The sequence below is a fragment of the Streptomyces sp. NPDC050528 genome (genome assembly GCF_044457795.1).
Taxonomy (GTDB): domain Bacteria; phylum Actinomycetota; class Actinomycetes; order Streptomycetales; family Streptomycetaceae; genus Streptomyces.
On the sequence record NZ_JBITHH010000021.1, the window covers coordinates 47540 to 67336 of the forward strand.

The following is a 19797-nucleotide window of genomic DNA, read 5'->3' on the forward strand; positions in this document are numbered from 1 at the left end:
CAGGAAGGATCTTCACCAGCAATGGCCGACGAGAACACTCCCAGTACGCCTGAAGAGGGCGCCATCATCGCCCAGCGCGTCGAGCCCGTCGGGCTCGAGACGGAGATGCAGCGCTCGTACCTCGACTACGCGATGTCCGTCATCGTGTCGCGAGCCCTGCCCGACGTCCGCGACGGCCTCAAGCCCGTCCACCGCCGCGTCCTGTACGCCATGTACGACGGCGGCTACCGGCCCGAGAAGGGCTTCTACAAGTGCGCCCGTGTCGTCGGCGACGTCATGGGCAACTACCACCCGCACGGCGACTCCTCGATCTACGACGCGCTGGTCCGCCTCGCGCAGCCGTGGTCGATGCGGATGCCGCTGGTGGACTCGAACGGCAACTTCGGCTCTCCGGGCAACGACCCCGCCGCCGCCATGCGCTACACCGAGTGCAAGCTGGCGCCGCTGTCCATGGAGATGGTCCGTGACATCGACGAGGAGACCGTCGACTTCACGGACAACTACGACGGCCGCTCCCAGGAGCCGACCGTTCTGCCGGCCCGCTTCCCGAACCTGCTGATCAACGGCTCGGCGGGCATCGCGGTCGGCATGGCCACCAACATCCCGCCGCACAACCTCCGTGAGGTCGCGGCGGGCGCCCAGTGGTGCCTGGAGAACCCCGAGGCCTCCCACGAGGAGCTGCTCGACGCGCTGATCGAGCGCATCAAGGGCCCCGACTTCCCGACCGGCGCGCTCGTCGTCGGCCGCAAGGGCATCGAGGAGGCGTACCGCACCGGTCGCGGCTCTATCACGATGCGCGCGGTCGTCGAGGTCGAGGAGATCCAGAACCGCCAGTGCCTGGTGGTCACCGAACTCCCCTACCAAACCAACCCCGACAACCTCGCGCAGAAGATCGCCGACCTGGTGAAGGACGGCAAGGTCGGCGGCATCGCGGACGTCCGCGACGAGACGTCGTCCCGTACCGGCCAGCGCCTGGTCATCGTCCTGAAGAGGGACGCGGTCGCCAAGGTCGTACTCAACAACCTCTACAAGCACACGGATCTGCAGTCGAACTTCAGCGCCAACATGCTGGCCCTGGTCGACGGTGTGCCGCGCACGCTCTCGCTCGACGCGTTCATCCGGCACTGGGTGGCGCACCAGATCGAGGTCATCGTCCGCCGGACGAAGTTCCGGCTGCGCAAGGCCGAGGAGCGGGCGCACATCCTGCGCGGCCTCCTGAAGGCCCTGGACGCCATCGACGAGGTCATCGCGCTGATCCGGCGCAGCGACACCGTGGAGATCGCGCGTACGGGCCTGATGGGCCTCCTGGAGATCGACGAGATCCAGGCGAACGCCATCCTGGAGATGCAGCTCCGCCGACTGGCCGCCCTGGAGCGCCAGAAGATCATCCAGGAGCACGACGAACTCCAGGCGAAGATCACCGAGTACAACGCGATCCTGGCCTCCCCGGTCCGCCAGCGCGGCATCGTCAGCGAGGAACTCGCCGCGATCGTCGAGAAGTTCGGCGACGACCGCAAGACGATGCTCGTGCCCTTCGACGGTGACATGTCCATCGAGGACCTCATCGCCGAAGAGGACATCGTCGTCACCATCTCGCGCGGCGGCTACGTCAAGCGCACCAAGGCGGACGACTACCGCTCCCAGAAGCGCGGCGGCAAGGGCGTCCGCGGCACGAAGCTCAAGGAAGACGACATCGTCGACCACTTCTTCGTGTCGACGACCCACCACTGGCTGCTGTTCTTCACCAACAAGGGCCGCGTCTACCGCGCGAAGGCGTACGAACTCCCGGACGCCGGCCGGGACGCGCGCGGGCAGCACGTCGCGAACCTGCTCGCCTTCCAGCCGGACGAGGCGATCGCCGAGATCCTCGCGATCCGCGACTACGAAGCGGCGCCCTACCTGGTCCTCGCGACCAAGGGCGGTCTGGTCAAGAAGACGCCTCTTAAGGATTACGATTCGCCCCGCTCCGGTGGCGTCATCGCGATCAACCTCCGTGAGACGGAGGACGGTTCCGACGACGAACTGATCGGTGCCGAACTCGTTTCGTCCGAGGACGATCTGCTGCTGATCAGCAAGAAGGCACAGTCGATCCGGTTCACCGCCACGGACGACGCCCTGCGCCCCATGGGGCGTGCCACCTCCGGTGTCAAGGGCATGAGTTTCCGCGAGGGCGACCAACTTCTCTCGATGAATGTTGTTCGACCCGGTACGTTCGTGTTCACTGCCACAGACGGCGGGTACGCGAAGCGCACCGCCGTCGACGAGTACCGCGTCCAGGGTCGCGGCGGCCTGGGTATCAAGGCCGCCAAGATCGTCGAGGACCGCGGTTCTCTCGTCGGCGCGCTGGTGGTCGAGGAGACCGACGAGATCCTCGCCATCACGCTGTCCGGCGGTGTGATTCGTACGCGAGTCAACGAGGTCAGGGAGACGGGCCGTGACACCATGGGCGTCCAACTGATCAACCTGGGCAAGCGCGATGCCGTCGTCGGTATCGCTCGTAACGCCGAGGCGGGACCCGAGGCGGAGGAAGTCGTCGGCGACGAAGCCGTCGACGAGACCACCGAGGGTGTCGCGACCACCGGCACGGACGAGGGTGACGCACCCTCGGACGAGTAGCACGAGGAGAGAGTCATCGTGAGCGGAGCCACGGGCGCCGGATCGACCGGTACGGACACGGACGGCGGCGGCCGTGGCTCCGCCGCGAACGCGACAGATCCGCACACGACCCAACTGCGTGCGATCGACGCGAAGAAGACCGACGCGCACTCGCCCGACACGCATGGATCCCAGGGGGGAACTGTGACGGACACCCGAGGTCCGCAGACCCAGCAGCAGTCGGCTGGGGCGGGTTCGGCCGCGCCGGGCGCCAAGGCTCCGGCCCAGGGCCAGGCGCCGGCCCAGCCCGCCGCACCGGCCGCGCCGCCGGCGGCGTCCCCGCTGCCGGGTTCCCCCTTGCCGGGCGAGCGTCAGCCGCAGCAGGCCGCGGGGCCGTACCACCCGCCGCAGGCCTACCCGACGCAGTCACCGGCCGCCCAGAGCGGTGCCGTACGGCGTCCTCGCACGGGTGCGCGCACCGCGCCCCGCACCCGTAAGGCGCGGCTGCGGGTGGCCAAGGCCGACCCGTGGTCGGTGATGAAGGTCAGCTTCCTGCTCTCCATCGCGCTGGGCATCTGCACGGTCGTGGCGTCCGCGGTGCTGTGGATGGTCATGGACGCGATGGGGGTCTTCTCGACGGTCGGCGGCACGATCTCGGAGGCGACTGGCTCGAACGAGTCGAACGGCTTCGACCTGCAGTCCTTCCTGTCCCTCCCGCACGTCCTGACGTTCTCGGGGATCATCGCCGTCATCGACGTCGTCCTGGCCACGGCCCTCGCGACGCTCGGCGCGTTCATCTACAACCTCTCCGCCGGCTTCGTCGGCGGCATCGAGCTGACGCTCGCCGAGGACGAGTGAGCGGACCAGCGCGAAGTCGAGTGAACGCGGGTTGAAACCCCTCTCGACGGTCCTGTGACTATCGATTTTGGGACTGCCCATGTCGTGCGCTAATCTTCAGGAGTCAGCGCGCGGGACACACTCCGCAGAGCGCGGCGGGGCTATAGCTCAGTTGGTTAGAGCGCATCCCTGATAAGGATGAGGCCACAGGTTCAAATCCTGTTAGCCCCACCAGCCAGAAGACCCCCAGCCGATCAGGCTGGGGGTCTTTTGACACCACCGGTTGACACCAACGGCAGCGGTCAGCCGATGAGTGGATCTTCCAGCAGCTCGGCGAGCATCGTGGTGGCTTCCCGTTGGTCGGAGCCGACCACGTGGGTGTAGACGTCCATGGTCATGCTGATCTGGCTGTGGCGGAGGATCGTCTGAGCGACCTTGGGATGCACCTTCAGGAAGGCCAGCAGGGTCCCGCAGGTGTGCCGCGCGAGCCGCACGGTGATGCGACGCACGCCGGCTCGCTTCACGAGGGCGTTGAAGGTTCGAGAGAAGCCCACCGGGTCGGTCAGCCCACCTCGTTCCGACGAGAAGATCACGTCATGGTCCGGCTCTTGTCGCCACTGGTCACCGACGATCTGCCGTTCCAGGTCTTGCAGTTGCCGGCGCTCTTCCAGGGCGCGAGCGCAGAACTCAGGCAGCGGCAGCACGGCCGTCGAGGACTCCGTCTTGAGATCCTTGAGGATCAGGCCCTTGCCCTTCTCGCGCTGCACTTGCTTGATCGGCGTGAACTGCCGGTTCTCGAAATCGATGTCCTGCCAGCGCAGGCCCAGCACCTCGCTTCGGCGGAGGCCCAGGACGAGGACCAGGACGCAGGCCGCGTAGAAGCGGTGGGCGCGTGCGGCCCGCAGGAAGATGACCGCCTCACGAGCGCTCCAGGCCCTTCCCCTGTCCTTGCTGACCTTGGGCATGTCGACCAGGAGCGCGACGTTGCGGGTCAGCAGCTCTTCGCGGATGGCCCGGTTGAGGGCGTTCCGGAGCACACGGAGCACCTCGAAGCGAGTGGGCGCCGGCACCTTGTTCCGCTTCAACGTGGCCATGAGGGCACGTAGTTGGGCAGGAGTCAGCTTGACCAGCGACTTCTTTCCGAGGTGTGGCACCAGGTACAGCCTGACCTTGGACTCGTACTTGACGTACGTGTTGTGCTCGGAGTCCGGCTCAACGATGTACTCCAGCCAGTACGCCAGCCACTCCCCGAGCGACCAGCTACGGGAAGGCACAGGGACGCCGTTGCGCTCCTGGTCTTGGAGCTTGCCGAGTTTCTCGTCAGCTTCGTCCCACTTGGCGCCATAGACGGTCTTGCGGATGCGGTTGCCGTCCGTGTCGGTGACGTACGCGCGGCCCATGTAGCGGCCGTCTGCGCGCTTTGAGATTGTGCCCCCGCCGTTGGGGCGCTTCTTGGTCATCAGGCGCCCTCTCCGATACGACCGTTGATGAAGTCCCGCACGGCGTCAGCCGGGATACGGCGGCACCCGTCGATCTTGATCGAGACGAGGCGATGCGTACGGATCAGGTCGTAGACCTTGGTGCGGCCGACCTTGAGCCGGGTCATGACCTCCGGCACCTTGAGCAGTTGCGGCGCTGCGGTGGTCATGTGGCGGCTCCTTCCAGGTCGAGCAGGGCGGGTAGTTCCTCGCGGGCGGTCTCGCGGCTGCGTTGGATGTCCCGGCGGATGTTGGCGGCGAGCCAGGACTCACCGGGCGTGTAGCCGTGGCCGGCGTAGGTCCAGTGCGCGAGGGTGAGCGTGGTTGCCTCCGGGTTGTCGTCGGGGTCGGGCAGGCCGAGGGCTTCGCGGTGTTGGGCGGCGCGGTAGTCGGCGCGGACCTGGCGGAGGGCGCCCAGGGTGGTCGAGTAGCTGCGGGACTTGGTGGAGAAGTGGCCGCGGAAGCCGAGCATGTGGGCCCAGTCCCGGAGCTTGCGGTCTGGGTAGAGCGCGTGCAGGTCCAAGCACGCCTCGATCAGCCGGCGAGGGTGGTCGGGCACGCCCAGCAGCACGAGGGCTTCCTTGTTGCCGACACGGCGGTCAACTGTGCCCGTGGTCTCAGCCGCCTTCGTGGCGTACTTCGCGACGTAGGAAGCCACGGCAGCTTCCGTGATCTCCTCTCCGTGGCCGAAGGCGCCGATCGGCTGGACATCGAGCTGCGTGCCCCACCGCAGCGTGCGGGCCGGCTCATCCCCAGCAGAGTCGACCTCGACCGCGACGCGGGCAGCGGCGGCATGGATCGCGTCGTCGAGCAGGTCGAGGGTGGCCCAGGCCGGGGGTGGGCTGTCGGGCCCGTCTGATCCGTCGAAGCGGATCACCGCATGGAAGTGGACGGCACCGCGCTTCTGGTACTCGGCGACCTTGCCGAAGGCCACGCGGGACTGTTCCCGAGCCTCCTTCTGTGTCAGCCCAGCCCGCTTGGCGATCTCGCGGCGGAGGTAGATCGTGAAGTAGCGCCACAGGTCGGAGGCGTGGTTGTTCCACAGCACCGCGCCCGTGTAGTCGTACGAGGCGGGGTCGAGCGGGGTGCCGAGTTCGGGCGCGTCCTCACCGTGGCGGGTACCGCAGCGGCAGGCTCGGTTGCCGGGTCGGTTGTGGACAGGGCCGAACGAGGGGGCGGTAAGGGTGGCGAAGACGCGGGGGTGGTCCCGAATCGTGTGCGGGGTGCCCTTGGCGGGGTCTCCGACGAGGCCGGCGCGGATGAGGTGGTAGGTGTCGCCGGCGTACGTCCAGGCGCAGGCCGGGCAGCGCGAGGCACGCCGGTTGCCGCACGCGATCCGGAGCATGCCACCGGGCTCGTTCTCGGTCGTGTAGGCGTACAGGATCGTCTTCGTGGTTGGGTCGATGGTCTTGGTGGCGCCGGCGAGGCGGATCGGGTCGGAGCAGCCGCCGGTGCGGCGGATCTGGTCTTGCCAGCGGTCGAAGTCGGCCGAGCCGGCCACCCTCAGCACGTCGCCGAGGGTGGCCGGGTCGAGACCCGCCAGGGTGGCGGTGTCGGTCACGCGAACACCTCCTGACGGGCCGTCAGGAACGTGGTGCCGATCCACGTCGTGTAGGCGGGCGGGATCGCCTCCGTCAGTTCGTCGTGGACGTCGGTCCAGGTGATGCCCATGGCGTGCTGCATCTCGGGAACGGTGGCTTTGCCGCCGCCGTCCCCGTACGCGGCCACATACGGCCCGTCGCGGTAGACGCCGTGACGCCAACCGCGCACGTAGCCACGGTGCTTGGGGTGGGCCGGCTGCATGACACCGAAGCGGCCGAGTTCGAAGTTGCGGTGTCGCAGCACGCCGAGGCCGAACATCTCGCCGCACAGGGACAGGTCTTTGCGGATCTCCGCTTGACCGTTGGGCTGTTCGATCACGTACGGCAGGCCGGACCGGTCGAGCAGCTCACGAGTAGGCGCCACGAGGTCCTCATGGATGCCGCCCCAGCCCTGGGAGGCGTTGGTGCCCACCGTCAGGGTGTTCTTGGCCTGGCAGGGCGGAGAGGCGTGCACGAGGGCGTACCGCTCGATCTCGCCCGTGGTGATCAGGCGGTCGAGGTATTCGAGCGCGTCGCCCCGGTGGTAGGCGAACGGGTAGCGGGGGCGTTCGGCGATGTCGCAGCCGTCGACCTGGAAGCCAGCGAGGTGGTAGCCCATGGCGGCACCGCCAGCGCAGGAGAACAGGTCCAGGGCCCGGGGCGCGTTCACTGTCGGCCCTCGTTCCGGTGGGCGGGGCCGTGGTTGGCGGTGTAGTCGTCGACGAGGGCCGTGACGTCGGTGTCGCCGTTGGCGTGGTCCTCGGCACCGCAGCCGCCGCACATGTAGTCGCCCTGGGAGCTGCTGTAGCGGGTGCCGGTCTTCACGCGCAGGCCGGGGCTGTCCTCGGTCGGGGTGAGGTCGGCGGGGAGCTTGCGGAACATCGCCGTCACCTCCCGGCCGGCACGAGCACGGCGGGCAGCGGCAGGGCATGGCCGGTGCCGTCGCAGGCGGGGCAGACGACGCGGAGCAGGACGCGGGAGCCATTGCGGTGGCGGGTGCCGGTGGTGACGCTGACGACGGGGAAGCCGTCGCAGTGGTGGCAGACCGGACGGTTCGTGAGACGAACAGGCATGATGAGTGGAGCCCTTTCGGGTCGGAAGATCGGGAAGTGGTGGAGCCGTCCGGGGCGGCACTGACTTGGCGGTTGAGGCCGCCCCGGAGGGTGCTACTTGTGCTTGTTGTTGCGGCTGATCGTGTAGCTGATTCCGCCGCTTGCCGACAGGACCGCGATGGCCGCACCGGCGATGACCTGGACGACGAAGGCGATGACCAGGAGCACGGCGATCGAGCCGGCGACGATGACCAGGGTCAGGACGATCGGGCCTTTGTAGGAGCGCGGGGCTTCCTGCACGATCACGACTTTGCGCAGGTCGGTGCCGTGCGGGATCTGCCGGTAGATGTCGGCCGGGATGTGACCGGCGCGGAACTGGTCTTCGGGTAACTGCATCGGACCGTCCCTCTCTGGTCAGGCGCACCTGTGGGTGCGGGCGGCGAGTTCGGCGGCGCTGCGGTCGTCGTGCTCGGTCGAGAAGCCGCAACTCGGGGCGGTGCAGGCGGCGGTGTGTTTGGTCTGGCCCCGGCCGTTGTTGAAGGAGCCGACCCTCACGGGGCCGATACGGATCACGTTGACGAAGCGGTTCGGGCGGGACATGGCTGAACCTCCTTACGAATCAGGCGAGTTGGGCGGCGATCGCGCCGGCGAGGTCCTCGGGGACGCCGAGCCGGGCGCGCAGGGTGGCGGTGTCGATCGCGGTACCGGTGCGGGTGCGGTGCTCGGTCGCGATCTTGCGGGCGTGGTCGACCAGCGCCGGGGGCACGGCCGGAGTCGCCTCCGGGAGAGCCGGTGCGGGCTCCGGTGCAGTGATCTCCGGTGCTGGTGCCGGGTTGGGAGTCTCGGGGCGGTCGGTCACCGGCGCGGGCCGGGGCTCCGGCTGCGGTTCCGGGGTGGGGTCGGCGGGTGCGTGGGCGAGCAGGGTGCCGCCGAGGAAGGCGAGTGCGGGCCAGCCGGCGACCCCGAGACGGAGCAGGGCGGGCGGGTTGTCGAGGTCGAGGAAGCCGGCCGTGGCGATGTTGGCCCCGAGCGAGGCGACCAGCGCGACCACGAACCAGCACCACGCCAGTCCGGAGCGGTGGGCCCGCAGCCGGCGCCACGCGGCGACCATCAACAGGTCGACACTGATCGGGTAGGCCCAGGCCTTCCATCCGGTCTGTCCGGCGGCTTGGGCCAGGTCGTGCAGGTGAGAGAAGGACAGAGCACCGGCGATCACGGCCTGTACGAGTACGGCATCCATGCGGATCGAGCGGGACACGGTCTTCACCTCCTTCGCAGAGTTGGGCCAGGGGCGGGCGGGGAGCGGTGTCCGGCCGCCCGGCCCCGGCGAGTTCAGTCGTCGGCGGGGATCTCGCCGGCACCCAGGCAGCCCAGGCAGATGCCCGTCTGCTGTCCGACCGCCCGGCGCTTGCGACCGACGAGGACCGTGCGGGAGACCTCACCGGTGCCCTTGCACGGCGGACACGGCTTGACCTTGGGCTTTGCGGTCTTGCGCGGGGCCATGAGGCTCCTTCCGGGTTTGGGCATGGCGCGGGTAGGGACCTGGCGCGAAGCGGTCACGCCGACCGTGGAACGAGGGGTGTTACTCAGTGACCAGCCGGGGCTGCACCAGCGGCGCAGCGGCCGGCATCGGTGGAACGACGACCTGTCCGACCGGCCGGAACGGGGCCAGGAACGGCAGGTCCGGGGTGAGGTGGGCGAACTGGCGGCACACGGCGGCTGTCTCGCCGGGGGTGGTCTCGGGGGTGCGGATGCGGGACCAGCCTCCGGAGGTGTCGCCGGCCACCGCGACCCCGGGGCGGTCCGGGGCGATCGCGGTCACGGCCATCACGGCATCCGGAGCGATGTCGCCGAGCCCCATGTCGGCGGTCTGCTTGTCGTTGACGCGGTGCACGACCCGGCCGGTGAGCTGAGCCCGCAGCGCGGTAGCGCCCTTGCCCAGGTCGGAGCCGAAGCGCTGCCCGCACACCTCCAGGTAGACGCCGATCGCGCGGGCCATCTGGCCAAGGCGCACCAGGTTCATGACCGTGTGATCGCGGGCCGCCTCATCCTTCTTCGAGGTCACGAAGAACAGTTCCGCGATCTCGTCTACCAGCACGACCAACGGCACCGGCCGGACCTCTTCCGGCAGTTCCCACAGGTCCGAGACCCCGTACAGGGCGAGCAGGTCGAAACGGTCTTCCATCTCTGCGACCAGCGCCTTGATCAGGTCCCCGGCCGACTGAGGATCAGTGACCAGTGCCGACAGGCGCGACGCGTAGCGGCCGAGTTCGACACCGCGCTTGCAGTCGATTCCGATCAGCCCGACCGGCAACTGAGCCAGCCCCTTGATCAGGTTGCGCTGATACATCGACTTCCCGGACTGGTTCGCGCCCAGCGTCAAGGCGTGCGGCACCTTGCGGTAGTCCCGCACGAACACGGTTCCGTCCTCCCGCAGTGCGACCGGAACGACCAGGTCACGCGGCTGAGCCTTGCGCGGCAGCTTGACCCGGCGCAGCACGTCCCACCCGGTCATGCGCAACTCCACATAGCCAGGCTTGGTTTCCCGCACGATCACCGACCGCACGCCCCACGCGTGGCGCAGACGCTCGGAGGACGCGGCGAGATCAGCGGGCTCCAGGCCGGCCGGAAGCCGGAGAGTGACCCGCAGACCAGTCGAGGTACCCCGCACACGGCGGACCTTCGGCGGCACCGGCCGCACCTCGGCACGGGCCAGGTTGCGCTTGACGAAGGCGCGGAAGCCGGACGGCTGCACCGTCAGCCCGCAGACCTCCATCGTGTCGCGGTAGGTCCAGGTGAACCGACCCCAGGTGACCGGCAGACCGACCAACGACCAGTACACGCGCGGCGCACGGTACTTCGCGTAGCCGAGACCACCGGTACCGGCTGCGACACCGCCGGCCTCCAACAGCGTCACCAGGTCCGTCATGATCAGGCACCCAGCGGGGTGACCGCGAGAGCGCTGAACGCGATACCCGAGCGCTTCTCACCCTTGATCACGTTCTCCCAGTCCCGCGCCTTCAGGCCGTAGACCTGAACCGGCATGCCCGGCGCGAGACCCTCCGGGAAGCCGTTCTCGGGGACCGAGACCTTCAGGAGGTTGCCCTCCCCCTCGTCCGAGACCAACAGGCCCACGGTCGACATGGCCTTGCCTTCAGCGTTCAGGGCCCGCTCACCGGTCGCGAAGTTCTTCACCTTCGGCTCCGGCGCGGTCGCCACGAACACAACAGCGGTCGAAACATCGATCTTGAAGGACGGCATACGTCACTCCTTGGTCGTGGCACGTTCTTGCTGTGCCAACTGGCTTGAGCCACTTACTGGCTTAAGCCAGTTGAGCACACGCTGTCGCTAGGGTCAAGCAGGTGGCTTGAGCCAGTTGCTAGAGTGTGGCTATGACGTCCACCCGCCCGCCGACTCCGCAGCAGCCCAGCCGTCGTATCGCCGATGAACTCCGCCGTCAGATCGAGAGCGGAGATCTTCGTAGCGGCGACAAGCTGCCGTCCGAACGGGCGTTGGCGGAGCAGTACGGCTCGGCCCGCAACACCGCACGCGAGGCCATCCGTCTACTTGCTGAGCAGGGACTCGTCACGGCGAAGCACGGGAGCGGCGTGTTCGTGCGCGAGCCACAGCGGCTGTTCCGGTTCGGGAGTGATCGCTACTCGCTCAAGAACCGGGAGACGGGGCTGACGCCGTTCCGGCTCGAAGCGAAGCGCCAAGGCAAGGTGGCGCGGATCGACGTCCCCTCGATCACCCGAGAGAAGCCGCCGGCGGACGTCGCGGAGCGCTTGAAGGTCTCCGTGGACGAGGAGAGCGTCGTGCACCGCGAGAACCACTACTTCGCGGATGACGAGCCGGTGCAGATCGTCTCGACGTACGTGCGGTGGGACGAGGCTCAGGGCACTCTGCTGATGGAGGCCAAAACCGGCAAAGACGGCATCTACGGTCGCCTTGAAGATCTTGGCCACGTCATGACGCGCGTGCGGGATGAGATCAGCGCGAGGATGCCGACGCCGGAGGAGGCCGCCATCCTGAGCCTTCTGCCGGGAGTACCAGTCCTTGAGGTACTGCACACGAGCCTCGATCAAGACGGAGTGCCCTTCGAGGTGTCTCGCTACGTGCATCGGGCGGACCAGACCGGATTGCTCTATGAACTACCCGTTGAGAGCTAGGAGTTGATAGTGAACGCTGCGGTCGTGCGCCCCTTCAAGAGCGCTGATCTGTCCGGAGCCGCTACGGCGTTGATCAAGGTCCATGAGACCGATGGGTATCCGGTCGAAGGAGTTGAGGACCCAGAGGCATGGGTCAGCTCAGACGATGTCCTCGCCGCATGGGTGGCCGAGATGGACGGGGCAGTCGTCGGACACGTAGCCGTCATGCGCCCACACGGCGAAGCCGCTGTCTCGATGTGGATCGAGCAGAGCGGCGACGACGAAGCTCATGTAGCCGTTCTGGGCCGACTGTTCGTCGTTCAGGCCGCACGGCAGCACGCCACGGGCAGGCGCCTGACGGAGGCCGCGATGAGCTACGGCCGTCAGCATGATCTCCGCTTGGTGCTCGATGTCATGGCCAAGGATGCTCCCGCGATGCGCCTCTACGAACGGCTCGGCTGGCGCAAGATCGGCGAGACCACCCACCACTTTGGCGACAGAGAGAGCATCCCCGCCATCTGCTACGTCGCCCCGGACGCCTGAGCTGTTACAGGTTTCTCTACCTCATCAAGCCCCACCCTTCGGGTGGGGGAGGGTGGTCCCGCCCGCCACGGCCCGCAGCGTCCAACGAAGCCCTCAGCCGTCGCGCACCTTGAGATAACAGGACACGACAGCAACCGTAAGGTTCCTCAGCACTCCCACGCTTCACAGCCCCCTCAGGGCTTCCGCCTCAACCCCCTTGGGTCGCAGGCCCGTTGTGGCACGGGACAGTGGCGGGGGCTCTTGGCCCTTCGGCCATCCGGTCGCGCTGTCCCTGCTGGCTTTCGACCGTCGCTGCGTTGATCACACACCCCCGGCCCGCACTGCGGGCCGGCGCGCGGCTCGGGGCTCGGGCCTTCGCTCCTGCCTTCGGCCCGCGCCGGCCCGGCCCCGGCCCCGCGCCACCTTCGATGCCCCGGGGTGATCACGCTTCACACTCCGATCCCGCCAAGGGCCGATGCACCGGACCGAGCCTGATTCCCCGCCCTGACCCACACCACCAGGCCCGACCCTGGGGAGAAGACGGCATTGCCCACAGGTCCACTTGCATGATCTGTCACGGACCAACAGACGCTTTGACCCCACAAGCAGGTACGCGACGGCTGAGGGCTTCGTTGGACGCTGCGGGCCGTGGCGGGAAGGAACGGTGGGGGCTGGGGAGGTCGCTCCGAGACTTTAAGGTCTGCCGACCTGCGGGGCCCCTCCGAGAGCAAGAAAGGGGGCCGAGTGCCTGCTTCGCACGGTGAGGATCAATGACCCTCTCCATTGGATCAAGTGTAATAGCCCCCTTTCATGCTCTCGCCCCACAGATCACCAGACCTCAAACTCTCTCCCCCGACCCGTGCCCACGATCACGAAGTGGTTGGTTTCACGTGAAACACCGATCCGACCCCAACTCCGTTGGCGTCCAGGTCGTTGGTTCGCGCAGCGGCGTACTCCACCTGGACGCCAGGAATCATGTCCGATCCATGGTGTGTGGGTCGGCAGCAGACGGGACGGGGGCGGGGTGCGAGGTGGTATCGGTGAAATGTGACCGGGATCACTCGCAGGGCATATGTTCACAAAGCGTGACAAAGCCATTCTTGCCCGCCTGTGGATCACCCTGTGGATACGCTATGGGCGCCTGTGGAATGCCCTGATCAAGCCTGTGGATCCATATGTAGTGGCCCTGTGGAAATCGGACCCCACATCTAGTGATCGCGAGTGATTGCAGAGAGTGAGGGTGAGTGGTACTACTGATGGTGCTCAAAGCGAGCAGGCCCCTACTCGGGGTGAACACAGAGTTGTGCCCGCCCGTCCCAGGGGCCTGATGCGTTGGCGCGCTTTGGGACCTTACCTCTGCCGGCTCGGAAGCCCAAGAGGGGGGCGAGGTAGGTGCACTCGGTTATGAGGAAGCATGACCAGGCCGAAGACGTATCACGTCACCCAGCGTCCGGATGGAAAGTGGCAGGCCAAGGCCGAGGGGGCTGCACGTGCCTCTGCCGTGGCGGACACCCAGGCGGTCGCCGACAAGCGTGCTGGTGAGATCTCCCGCAACAACGGTGGCGGCGAAGTCATCCGCCATGGCCGCGACGGGGGCATCAAGGACAAGCGCACCATCGCGCCCGGCAACGACTCCTACCCGCCGAAGGGCTGACCAGTCAGGAGGGCCGCTGGTTCCTGCTGGCGGCCCTCCGTTGTCAGCCCTGCACTATCCATAGGACTGCATACGTGAACAGCACGTGGTCGCAACGGGACCTTCCGGTCCTAGATGCCCTGGTACGACAGCTCGATGATGCGGCTGGAGCATCATTTCCCGAACTGCGAGATGTCACCGACCCGACGGGACTTGACATCAATGAGGTCGTCAAAGCCGCAATTGCACTCGACAGCGCAGGCTTCCTGCTTCTGTCCAAGACCGCCGGGTCGCCGGGCAGTTGGTACGTAAAGGAAGTCTCCCAAGGGGCACGCCAAGCAGTCGGACAGTGGCCGACCGCCGAGCAGGTGCTGGACTCTCTGGTTCGCCGGCTAGACGAAGCGGCGGACAACGAGACAGATCCGGAACAGAGGTCCCGTCTCCGTGAAGCGGCGAGTACTGCGGGGGGAGCGGCGAAGGGAGTCTTCGTCGACGTCCTCAGCAGTGTGATCGCCAAGAGCTTGGGTGCATAGACCGATGGGGGCGTTCCTGTCAAGGGCGCATAGATCGACTGACACCAACAGCTGACACCAACAAGGGTGAACGGCGGCGGCCAACGCTGAACCTCGGCGGACCGGCCATCCAAGTAGAAGAGACGTCGATCGAGCTTCCAGAGCCGTCATGATCGACCTGATAAGGATGAGGCCACAGGTTCAAATCCTGTTAGCCCCACAGCATGAAGACCCCCAACCGGTTGCGGTTGGGGGTCTTTGGCGTTCATGGCTCACTCGCCGGGCCGGTTCGGTACCGGCAGGGTCGGTCGTCTCCCGGGGCCAATGGGCTGTGTCCCTGGTGGAGTTGGGGCCTTGAAGGCATGGGCACGCCAGAAGACCCCCGGCCGGGGCGGCCAGGGGTTTTCGGGGTCCTTTGTGTTGTCTCTGGAGCGTTGTACGCAAGTTCGCCGCTGGGTCAGAGAGGGCGGATGGTCGGGCGGGTCCTGTGGGTCCTGTGGGTCCTGTGGGTCCTGCGGGTCGAGCAGTTCGGGCAGGTCGAGCAGTTCGGTCAAGGCCGGCGGGATGTCTCGTGCCGTGCCGTGGTGCTCTGTGCTAAGGGGGCCGCGCCCGGGTCAGCGCTGGAGCGGGGCCGCCTGTTCGGCGTGGTCCGGCTGGGCAGAGTCCGCGGGCTCCGTCGTCTCGTCCGTGTCCGTCGGCGGGCGGTGGCGGCAGCTGGGGGACTTGCCGTGGGCCTCGGCGCGGATCCGTTGCTTCATCGTGGGGGGCAGCGACCTGGTGAAGGACCAGGGGGAGAACGCCGGTGCCGTCGTCTCGGCGACCGCGCTGGTGCTGGTCGCCTCGGTCCGCGGAGTCGCGGCGGCGGCCGTCGCGGTGACCGTGATGAGTCCGAGCGCCGTGCACAGCGCGAGGAACGCGGTGACGAAGGCGTTCCACAACTTCATGACCTTGAGCTGGGCCATGGCCCCTCACTTTCAGGTTGGGCGATTTGCGTACTTTCCTCATGATGTGTATGGGGCTCGCGAAGTGGTGGACCGACGCCCGTGGCGCGTCGATGTTCCGATGAACACCACTCGGATGGGTGCAAGAGGCAAGAAAACGGCCGAAGATGCGCGAAAGAAGGGCGAAGTAACCGTCTGTGGGGGTGTGATCACCCTCAGATCGGAGCGGTCGCGTCCGCTCCTACTGCGCTGTCCCGGGCGGGAGTTGGCCCTGGACACAGGTCACTGATCGGTCTCGGTCGGTGTGTATAGTCGGGCGACAGAGGTCCCCTACGTCAAGGAAAGACGAGGTCGCGCGGTGAAGAAGCTTCTCCTGGTCGCACTGGCCGCCATCGGCGGGCTCCTCGTGTACCGCCAGATCCAGGCGGATCGCGCCGAGCAGGATCTGTGGACGGAGGCGACCGACTCCGTGCCCACGGGTTCCTGAGTACCGAGAACCAGTTCTGATCAAGCCCCGGCCGCCTGGCGGTCGGGGCTTTGTGTTGCGCCCCCGCCCCAGTGCGGGTACGGCCGCCACGACCCCGGCGTTTCGGACACTCGTCCGCATTGCCGGGATGCCACGCGCGCGTGCGGGGCAGGATGGGCCACGTCCGGAGCAACGACGAGGGGTGGCGCGTGATGGGGCGGCGTACGGCGTGGTGGCGGACGCGGGCACAGGGCGGCCGTACGCCCGTTGCCGGGGCCGTACGACGTGTCGTGGTGCTCGCGGCGGTGCTGTGCGCGACGGCCGCCCTCACGGACCGGCCCGCCATGGCGGACGGATCCGCCGGCTCCTACGGCTACGACAAGGGTGACCGGGTTGTCGATGCGGCGACCGGTGCCGCCGATGCCGTGGACCTGAAGCCCGGTGGGACGTACCGGAGTTCCCTTTCTAAGGGGGCCAAGGTCTACTACGGCCTCGATCTCGACGCCACGTCGAACGCGTACGTCTCCGTGACCGCCGTGCCGCCGGCCGGGACCACGGTCGCCGCGACCGACGGCATCAAGGTGTCGATGCAGAACTCCAAAGGCACCGGCTGTACGCATCGGAGCGCCACGTTCGGCGCGGGCCGTAGCCCTCACCCGGTGGCCGCCTGGGCCGTGCGGGAGGCGGGCAAGGCGTTGTGCAAGGGGAGTGGCAAGTACTACGTGTTCGTCGAGCGCGTCGACGCGGCGGACTCCTCGTCGGACACCTGGGGGCTGGAACTCACCGCGGTCTCGGAGCCCTCGCTCGCACAGGCCGGTTCCACCGACGCGCCCCAGGACTGGGACTCCGCGTCGCCCGAGGCCGTCACGGGGGAGGTCAGGCGCCGTGCGGGCGGCTCGGGGTTCGCCGGGGCGGTCGCTGTCGGACAGGGCGTGTGGCGGGACGACATCGGGCCCGGCCGGACCCTCTTCTACAAGGTGCCGGTCGACTGGGGCCAACAGCTGTCCGTCACGGCCGAGTTGGGCGCTTCGGACGGCGGCAGCGGCTATGTGAGCCGCGCGCTGGACCTGGCGCTCTACAACCCCGTGCGCGCCTCCGTCGACGAGGCGGGCCTCGGGTACCGGGGCAGCGAGAGGTCGGTGGCACTGGAGCCCCTGCCGCCCGTGGAGTACCGCAACCGCTACTCCTTCGTCGACCACGAGAACGGGATGCGTTTCGCCGGGTCGTACTACCTCGTCGTGCACCTCGACGCGCAGCTGGCCGACGACTTCGGCCAGGGACCGTTTCCGGTGACACTGCGCGTGCGCGTCGCCGGTACGGCGCATGCCGGCCCTGGGTACGCGGGCCGACCGGAGCCCGGGAACATCTTCGACGTCACCGCGCAGGATCGCGCGGCGGCCGCGGCGGGAAGCGCCGGGGGAAGTCTCGGGGGAGGCGCCGGAGGAGGCGGCGACACCGGGATGAAGGTGCTCGCGGTGGCCGGGATCGGCGCGGGCACCGTGCTGCTGGCGACGCTCGGCGTGTGGACGGCGTCGGCCCGACGCCGGGACCGGCACCGGACTTCGACGGCGGCCCTGTAACCGCCCCGCGCTCTCCATGGTTCAGATCTGGGTCAGCGCCCAGAACCCCACCGCGTAACAGGCCAGCGCCAGCAGCAGGACCGGGATCGCCACCTTCGCGGGCGGCCCTGGCCTGCGCCGGGCCCGCCTGCCGCGGTGCTGCGGAACCGGCGGCGCCGACGGTGGAACCTGCGGGACTTGAGCGGTGTATGAAGCAGTAGAGGGATCAGCACGCGGCTGGGGGGAGGACAGGAGATGCGTCAGGTCATGGGGGGAGGCGTACGAGGAGTGCATGGGCATGGGCGGCTGGTACTGGCCGCCTTGGTGGGGCTGGGCCATCTGGTGTGCCTGGTCGTCGGCCTGTGCCTGGTCCGCCTGGTGTCCGTACGGGGCCTGCGGGGGCGGCAGATGGAAGCTCCCGGTGTCCGACATCGGGGACGGTGGCGGGGGCGGGGAAGTCGGAGGGGCCGGAGTTTGGTTGGGAGTTGGGGCCGGGGGCGAGGTCGGCTGGGAGACGACGCCCTGCCGTGGATCCACGGGCACGGAGTCCGTGCCGGGCCAGGCCGATTCGAGCCCCTCGCTGCTGACGCCGGCGCCACCGCTGCCACTGCTGACACCGGCGCCCAAGTCGTTCTCGGGTTCGGGAGACCCGGCCGACGAGGGAGTCGTCGTCGACCCCGTGTCCACCCCGGAGGCCCTCTTCAGCGGACCCTCGGGCGCGAACTCCGAAGGCAGCGGCCCGATTTGGTCGAAGATCTCGATCAACTCGTCGTCGGGTCCCGGCTCCGGCAGCAGCTCCGCGGCCGCGGCGAGCGCCTTGCGCGCCCCCGTGGCGGTCTTGAAGCGGGCCTGTGGATCCGGCTGCAGCAGCATCGCCACGACCTGCCACAGCGCCTCGGGAATGCCCTTGGGCGCCCCCGGAGTCCCGTGCTCCGCGAAGTACTGCACCAGCGCCTTGGAGTCCGGCTTGGCCCCCTCCAGCAGATACAGCGCCACCAGTCCTACGGCGAACAGGTCGGCGGGGAAGTCCGGTTCGGCTCCCATCATCTGCTCGGGCGCGAGATAACCCGGCGTCCCCACCACGAGGTTGGTCTCCGTCAGGCGTGCCTCGCCCAGCCGCATGGCGATGCCGAAGTCGGACAGACGCAGACGGGGGCGGGCCGTGCCGGTGGCTTCGAGGAGCAGGTTGGCGGGCTTGATGTCCCGGTGCACGACACCTTCCGCGTGCACCGCGGCGAGACCGGAGAGGAGTTGGTCGAGCAGCGTGCAGACGAAGGAGGGCGGCAGGGGACCGTAGTCCCCGATGAGATGGACGAGCGAACCGCCGGCCACCAGGTCCATGGTGAACAGGACCTTGTCGTCGTCGGCTGCCCAACTGGCCGGCGCGAGCACATGGGGGTGGTCGATCCGCAGCGCCTGTTCCCGTACGAAGCGCAGCAGCGAGTGCGCGTCGCTCTGCTGCAGGACCTTGGCGGCCACATAGCGGCGACGCCGGTGGTCCCAGGCGCGCCAGACCGCGCCGACACCGCCGCGCCCGATCGGGTCGACCAGTTCGTACCGGCCGGCGAAGACCTCACCCATGGCTGTGCGTCGCTCCTCCCCCTTCGGCTACCTCCGTTGCTTCCCCCGAGACGAGCGATACGACTCCCCCTCATGGCAGTTCCTCATGGCACTCCCACTCCCTCGCGGCTGTTCCGCACGTGCTCCCGGTGAGCGGCACGACCCCCTCGTGCCCCTCACCGGCCGCGTGCCCGGCTGCCGAACCCCCGATCGGCGGCCGGGCCGTGGGGCTCAGCTCTGGTGGGACTGGTAGTGCGCGACCGCGTCCGAGGTGCGGCCGGCGCCGTACACCCGGAGGAACTCTGCCAGTTCGGGGTGGGTCGGGGCGAGGGTGTCCGCCGCGTCGATGATGTCGCCGGCGGCGGCCACCGAGCGCAGCAGCGACTGGATCTCGCGGACCACCCGCTTGACCGTGGGCGCTCCCGAACTGCTCGTCGTGGTCGTGGTGTTGCTGAGCACCGAGCCCCCTTGGGACTTCTTGATCTCGTCCATGCGCTCGGTCGCCTCGGCCGCGCTCACGCTGCCGTCCGCGACCTGACCCGCCAAGTCCTGCAACAACTGCACCCGCTGGACCACCGCAGGATTGCCGATCTTCGCCCGCTGACCGCTCATCAGCTGGGACAACATCGGCGCGGACAGTCCCAATACTCCCGCGAGACGAGCCTGGTTGAGCCCCAGATCGTCGATGAGCTTACGGAAGAGCGCCCCCAAAGGCTCCCCGTACCAATTCCGCTGCAGCTCCCGCGCTCTGGCGGTGGCTTCCTGCTGTGCGGCGTCCATTGCGTCTCCCCATCGCTTCCCCAAAACCGCGGTTCGCTCTAGCGAACCACGCCGAGCATCTTACGGAGAGTGGTCGTTCACCGGGACCCCCAACTTTTTGCGAGATACCCCGGGTGACCCGGTACGCTGGTCTC

23 protein-coding genes and 1 tRNA gene are annotated in these 19797 nt (G+C 68.1%); 9 read left to right on the forward strand and 15 right to left on the reverse strand.

Going from position 1 to position 19797, the window contains the following annotated elements; translation table 11 throughout:
* Positions 1-21: 21 nt before the first annotated feature.
* The 3 genes from gyrA (at position 22) to ACIBK4_RS47105 (ending at position 3666) form a co-directional block, all read left to right on the forward strand.
* Positions 22-2616, forward strand: coding sequence for a DNA gyrase subunit A (gene gyrA / locus ACIBK4_RS47095; protein WP_399005762.1), 2595 nt, complete (start codon positions 22-24; stop codon positions 2614-2616).
* Positions 2617-2634: 18 nt separating this feature from the next.
* Positions 2635-3453 (forward strand): DUF3566 domain-containing protein, encoded by an 819-nt coding sequence (locus tag ACIBK4_RS47100; protein WP_399005764.1) that lies wholly within the window; start codon positions 2635-2637, stop codon positions 3451-3453.
* A 136-nt stretch (positions 3454-3589) separates the two neighbouring features.
* A tRNA-Ile gene (locus ACIBK4_RS47105) sits at positions 3590-3666 on the forward strand.
* A gap of 68 nt (positions 3667-3734) precedes the next feature.
* Here ACIBK4_RS47105 and ACIBK4_RS47110 read toward each other — a convergent pair.
* From ACIBK4_RS47110 to ACIBK4_RS47165, 12 genes are all read right to left on the reverse strand, one after another.
* Positions 3735-4892, reverse strand: coding sequence for a tyrosine-type recombinase/integrase (locus ACIBK4_RS47110; RefSeq protein WP_399005766.1), 1158 nt, complete (start codon positions 4890-4892; stop codon positions 3735-3737).
* Positions 4892-5080 carry a helix-turn-helix domain-containing protein gene (locus tag ACIBK4_RS47115; RefSeq protein WP_399005768.1) on the reverse strand — a complete coding sequence of 63 codons (189 nt, stop codon included), beginning with the start codon at positions 5078-5080 and terminating at the stop codon, positions 4892-4894. Before ACIBK4_RS47115 ends, ACIBK4_RS47110 begins: the two co-directional genes overlap by 1 nt.
* On the reverse strand, positions 5077-6471 hold the full coding sequence (gene repSA / locus ACIBK4_RS47120) for a replication initiator protein RepSA (RefSeq protein WP_399005770.1): 1395 nt from the start codon (positions 6469-6471) through the stop codon (positions 5077-5079). Before repSA ends, ACIBK4_RS47115 begins: the two co-directional genes overlap by 4 nt.
* Positions 6468-7160, reverse strand: coding sequence for a DNA methylase (locus ACIBK4_RS47125; RefSeq protein WP_399005772.1), 693 nt, complete (start codon positions 7158-7160; stop codon positions 6468-6470). The genes repSA and ACIBK4_RS47125 overlap by 4 nt, the downstream gene beginning before the upstream one ends.
* A complete protein-coding gene (locus ACIBK4_RS47130; protein WP_399005774.1) occupies positions 7157-7372 on the reverse strand; it encodes a hypothetical protein in 216 nt (71 codons plus the stop codon). The genes ACIBK4_RS47125 and ACIBK4_RS47130 overlap by 4 nt, the downstream gene beginning before the upstream one ends.
* A gap of 5 nt (positions 7373-7377) precedes the next feature.
* Positions 7378-7563: a hypothetical protein gene (locus tag ACIBK4_RS47135; protein ID WP_399005776.1), complete on the reverse strand. Its 186-nt coding sequence runs from the start codon at positions 7561-7563 to the stop codon at positions 7378-7380.
* Positions 7564-7656: 93 nt separating this feature from the next.
* Positions 7657-7938 (reverse strand): hypothetical protein, encoded by a 282-nt coding sequence (locus ACIBK4_RS47140; RefSeq protein ID WP_399005778.1) that lies wholly within the window; start codon positions 7936-7938, stop codon positions 7657-7659.
* Between the two features lie 18 nt (positions 7939-7956).
* Positions 7957-8142 (reverse strand): mobile element transfer protein, encoded by a 186-nt coding sequence (locus ACIBK4_RS47145; RefSeq protein ID WP_399005780.1) that lies wholly within the window; start codon positions 8140-8142, stop codon positions 7957-7959.
* Between the two features lie 19 nt (positions 8143-8161).
* The gene (locus ACIBK4_RS47150) at positions 8162-8800 is read right to left on the reverse strand and encodes a DUF2637 domain-containing protein (protein WP_399005782.1); all 639 of its coding nucleotides are present in this window, start codon (positions 8798-8800) and stop codon (positions 8162-8164) included.
* A gap of 74 nt (positions 8801-8874) precedes the next feature.
* A complete protein-coding gene (locus ACIBK4_RS47155) occupies positions 8875-9045 on the reverse strand; it encodes a hypothetical protein (RefSeq protein ID WP_200812025.1) in 171 nt (56 codons plus the stop codon).
* A 79-nt stretch (positions 9046-9124) separates the two neighbouring features.
* Complete coding sequence (locus ACIBK4_RS47160) at positions 9125-10471, reverse strand: FtsK/SpoIIIE domain-containing protein (RefSeq protein ID WP_399005785.1); 1347 nt, start codon at positions 10469-10471, stop codon at positions 9125-9127.
* A 2-nt stretch (positions 10472-10473) separates the two neighbouring features.
* Positions 10474-10803, reverse strand: coding sequence for a hypothetical protein (locus tag ACIBK4_RS47165; RefSeq protein WP_328681372.1), 330 nt, complete (start codon positions 10801-10803; stop codon positions 10474-10476).
* 131 nt (positions 10804-10934) lie between these two features.
* Here ACIBK4_RS47165 and ACIBK4_RS47170 point away from each other — a divergent pair, with 131 nt between their 5' ends.
* The 4 genes from ACIBK4_RS47170 to ACIBK4_RS47185 all read left to right on the forward strand — a co-directional run bounded on the left by ACIBK4_RS47170 (position 10935) and on the right by ACIBK4_RS47185 (position 14378).
* Positions 10935-11711 carry a GntR family transcriptional regulator gene (locus ACIBK4_RS47170; protein ID WP_399005788.1) on the forward strand — a complete coding sequence of 259 codons (777 nt, stop codon included), beginning with the start codon at positions 10935-10937 and terminating at the stop codon, positions 11709-11711.
* 9 nt (positions 11712-11720) lie between these two features.
* Complete coding sequence (locus tag ACIBK4_RS47175) at positions 11721-12233, forward strand: GNAT family N-acetyltransferase (protein ID WP_399005790.1); 513 nt, start codon at positions 11721-11723, stop codon at positions 12231-12233.
* A 1393-nt stretch (positions 12234-13626) separates the two neighbouring features.
* Entirely contained in the window at positions 13627-13866 is a 240-nt protein-coding gene (locus ACIBK4_RS47180) for a DUF2188 domain-containing protein (RefSeq protein ID WP_399005792.1), read from the forward strand.
* A 74-nt stretch (positions 13867-13940) separates the two neighbouring features.
* Complete coding sequence (locus tag ACIBK4_RS47185; RefSeq protein WP_399005794.1) at positions 13941-14378, forward strand: hypothetical protein; 438 nt, start codon at positions 13941-13943, stop codon at positions 14376-14378.
* A gap of 593 nt (positions 14379-14971) precedes the next feature.
* Here the strand turns inward: ACIBK4_RS47185 and ACIBK4_RS47190 are convergent.
* A complete protein-coding gene (locus ACIBK4_RS47190; protein WP_399005796.1) occupies positions 14972-15319 on the reverse strand; it encodes a DUF6344 domain-containing protein in 348 nt (115 codons plus the stop codon).
* Positions 15320-15656: 337 nt separating this feature from the next.
* On the opposite strand from ACIBK4_RS47190, the gene ACIBK4_RS47195 reads away from it, so the two are divergent.
* Positions 15657-15785, forward strand: a complete 129-nt coding sequence (locus ACIBK4_RS47195) for a DLW-39 family protein (protein ID WP_003999697.1) — start codon at positions 15657-15659, stop codon at positions 15783-15785.
* 152 nt (positions 15786-15937) lie between these two features.
* Positions 15938-17344, forward strand: a complete 1407-nt coding sequence (locus ACIBK4_RS47200) for a hypothetical protein (protein ID WP_399006003.1) — start codon at positions 15938-15940, stop codon at positions 17342-17344.
* Positions 17345-17365: 21 nt separating this feature from the next.
* Here ACIBK4_RS47200 and ACIBK4_RS47205 read toward each other — a convergent pair whose 3' ends face one another.
* Together ACIBK4_RS47205 and ACIBK4_RS47210 are read right to left on the reverse strand one after the other, a co-directional pair.
* Positions 17366-18904, reverse strand: coding sequence for a serine/threonine-protein kinase (locus tag ACIBK4_RS47205; RefSeq protein ID WP_399005798.1), 1539 nt, complete (start codon positions 18902-18904; stop codon positions 17366-17368).
* Between the two features lie 210 nt (positions 18905-19114).
* A complete protein-coding gene (locus ACIBK4_RS47210; RefSeq protein ID WP_019055167.1) occupies positions 19115-19663 on the reverse strand; it encodes a DNA-binding protein in 549 nt (182 codons plus the stop codon).
* Between the last annotated feature and the right edge of the window lie 134 nt (positions 19664-19797).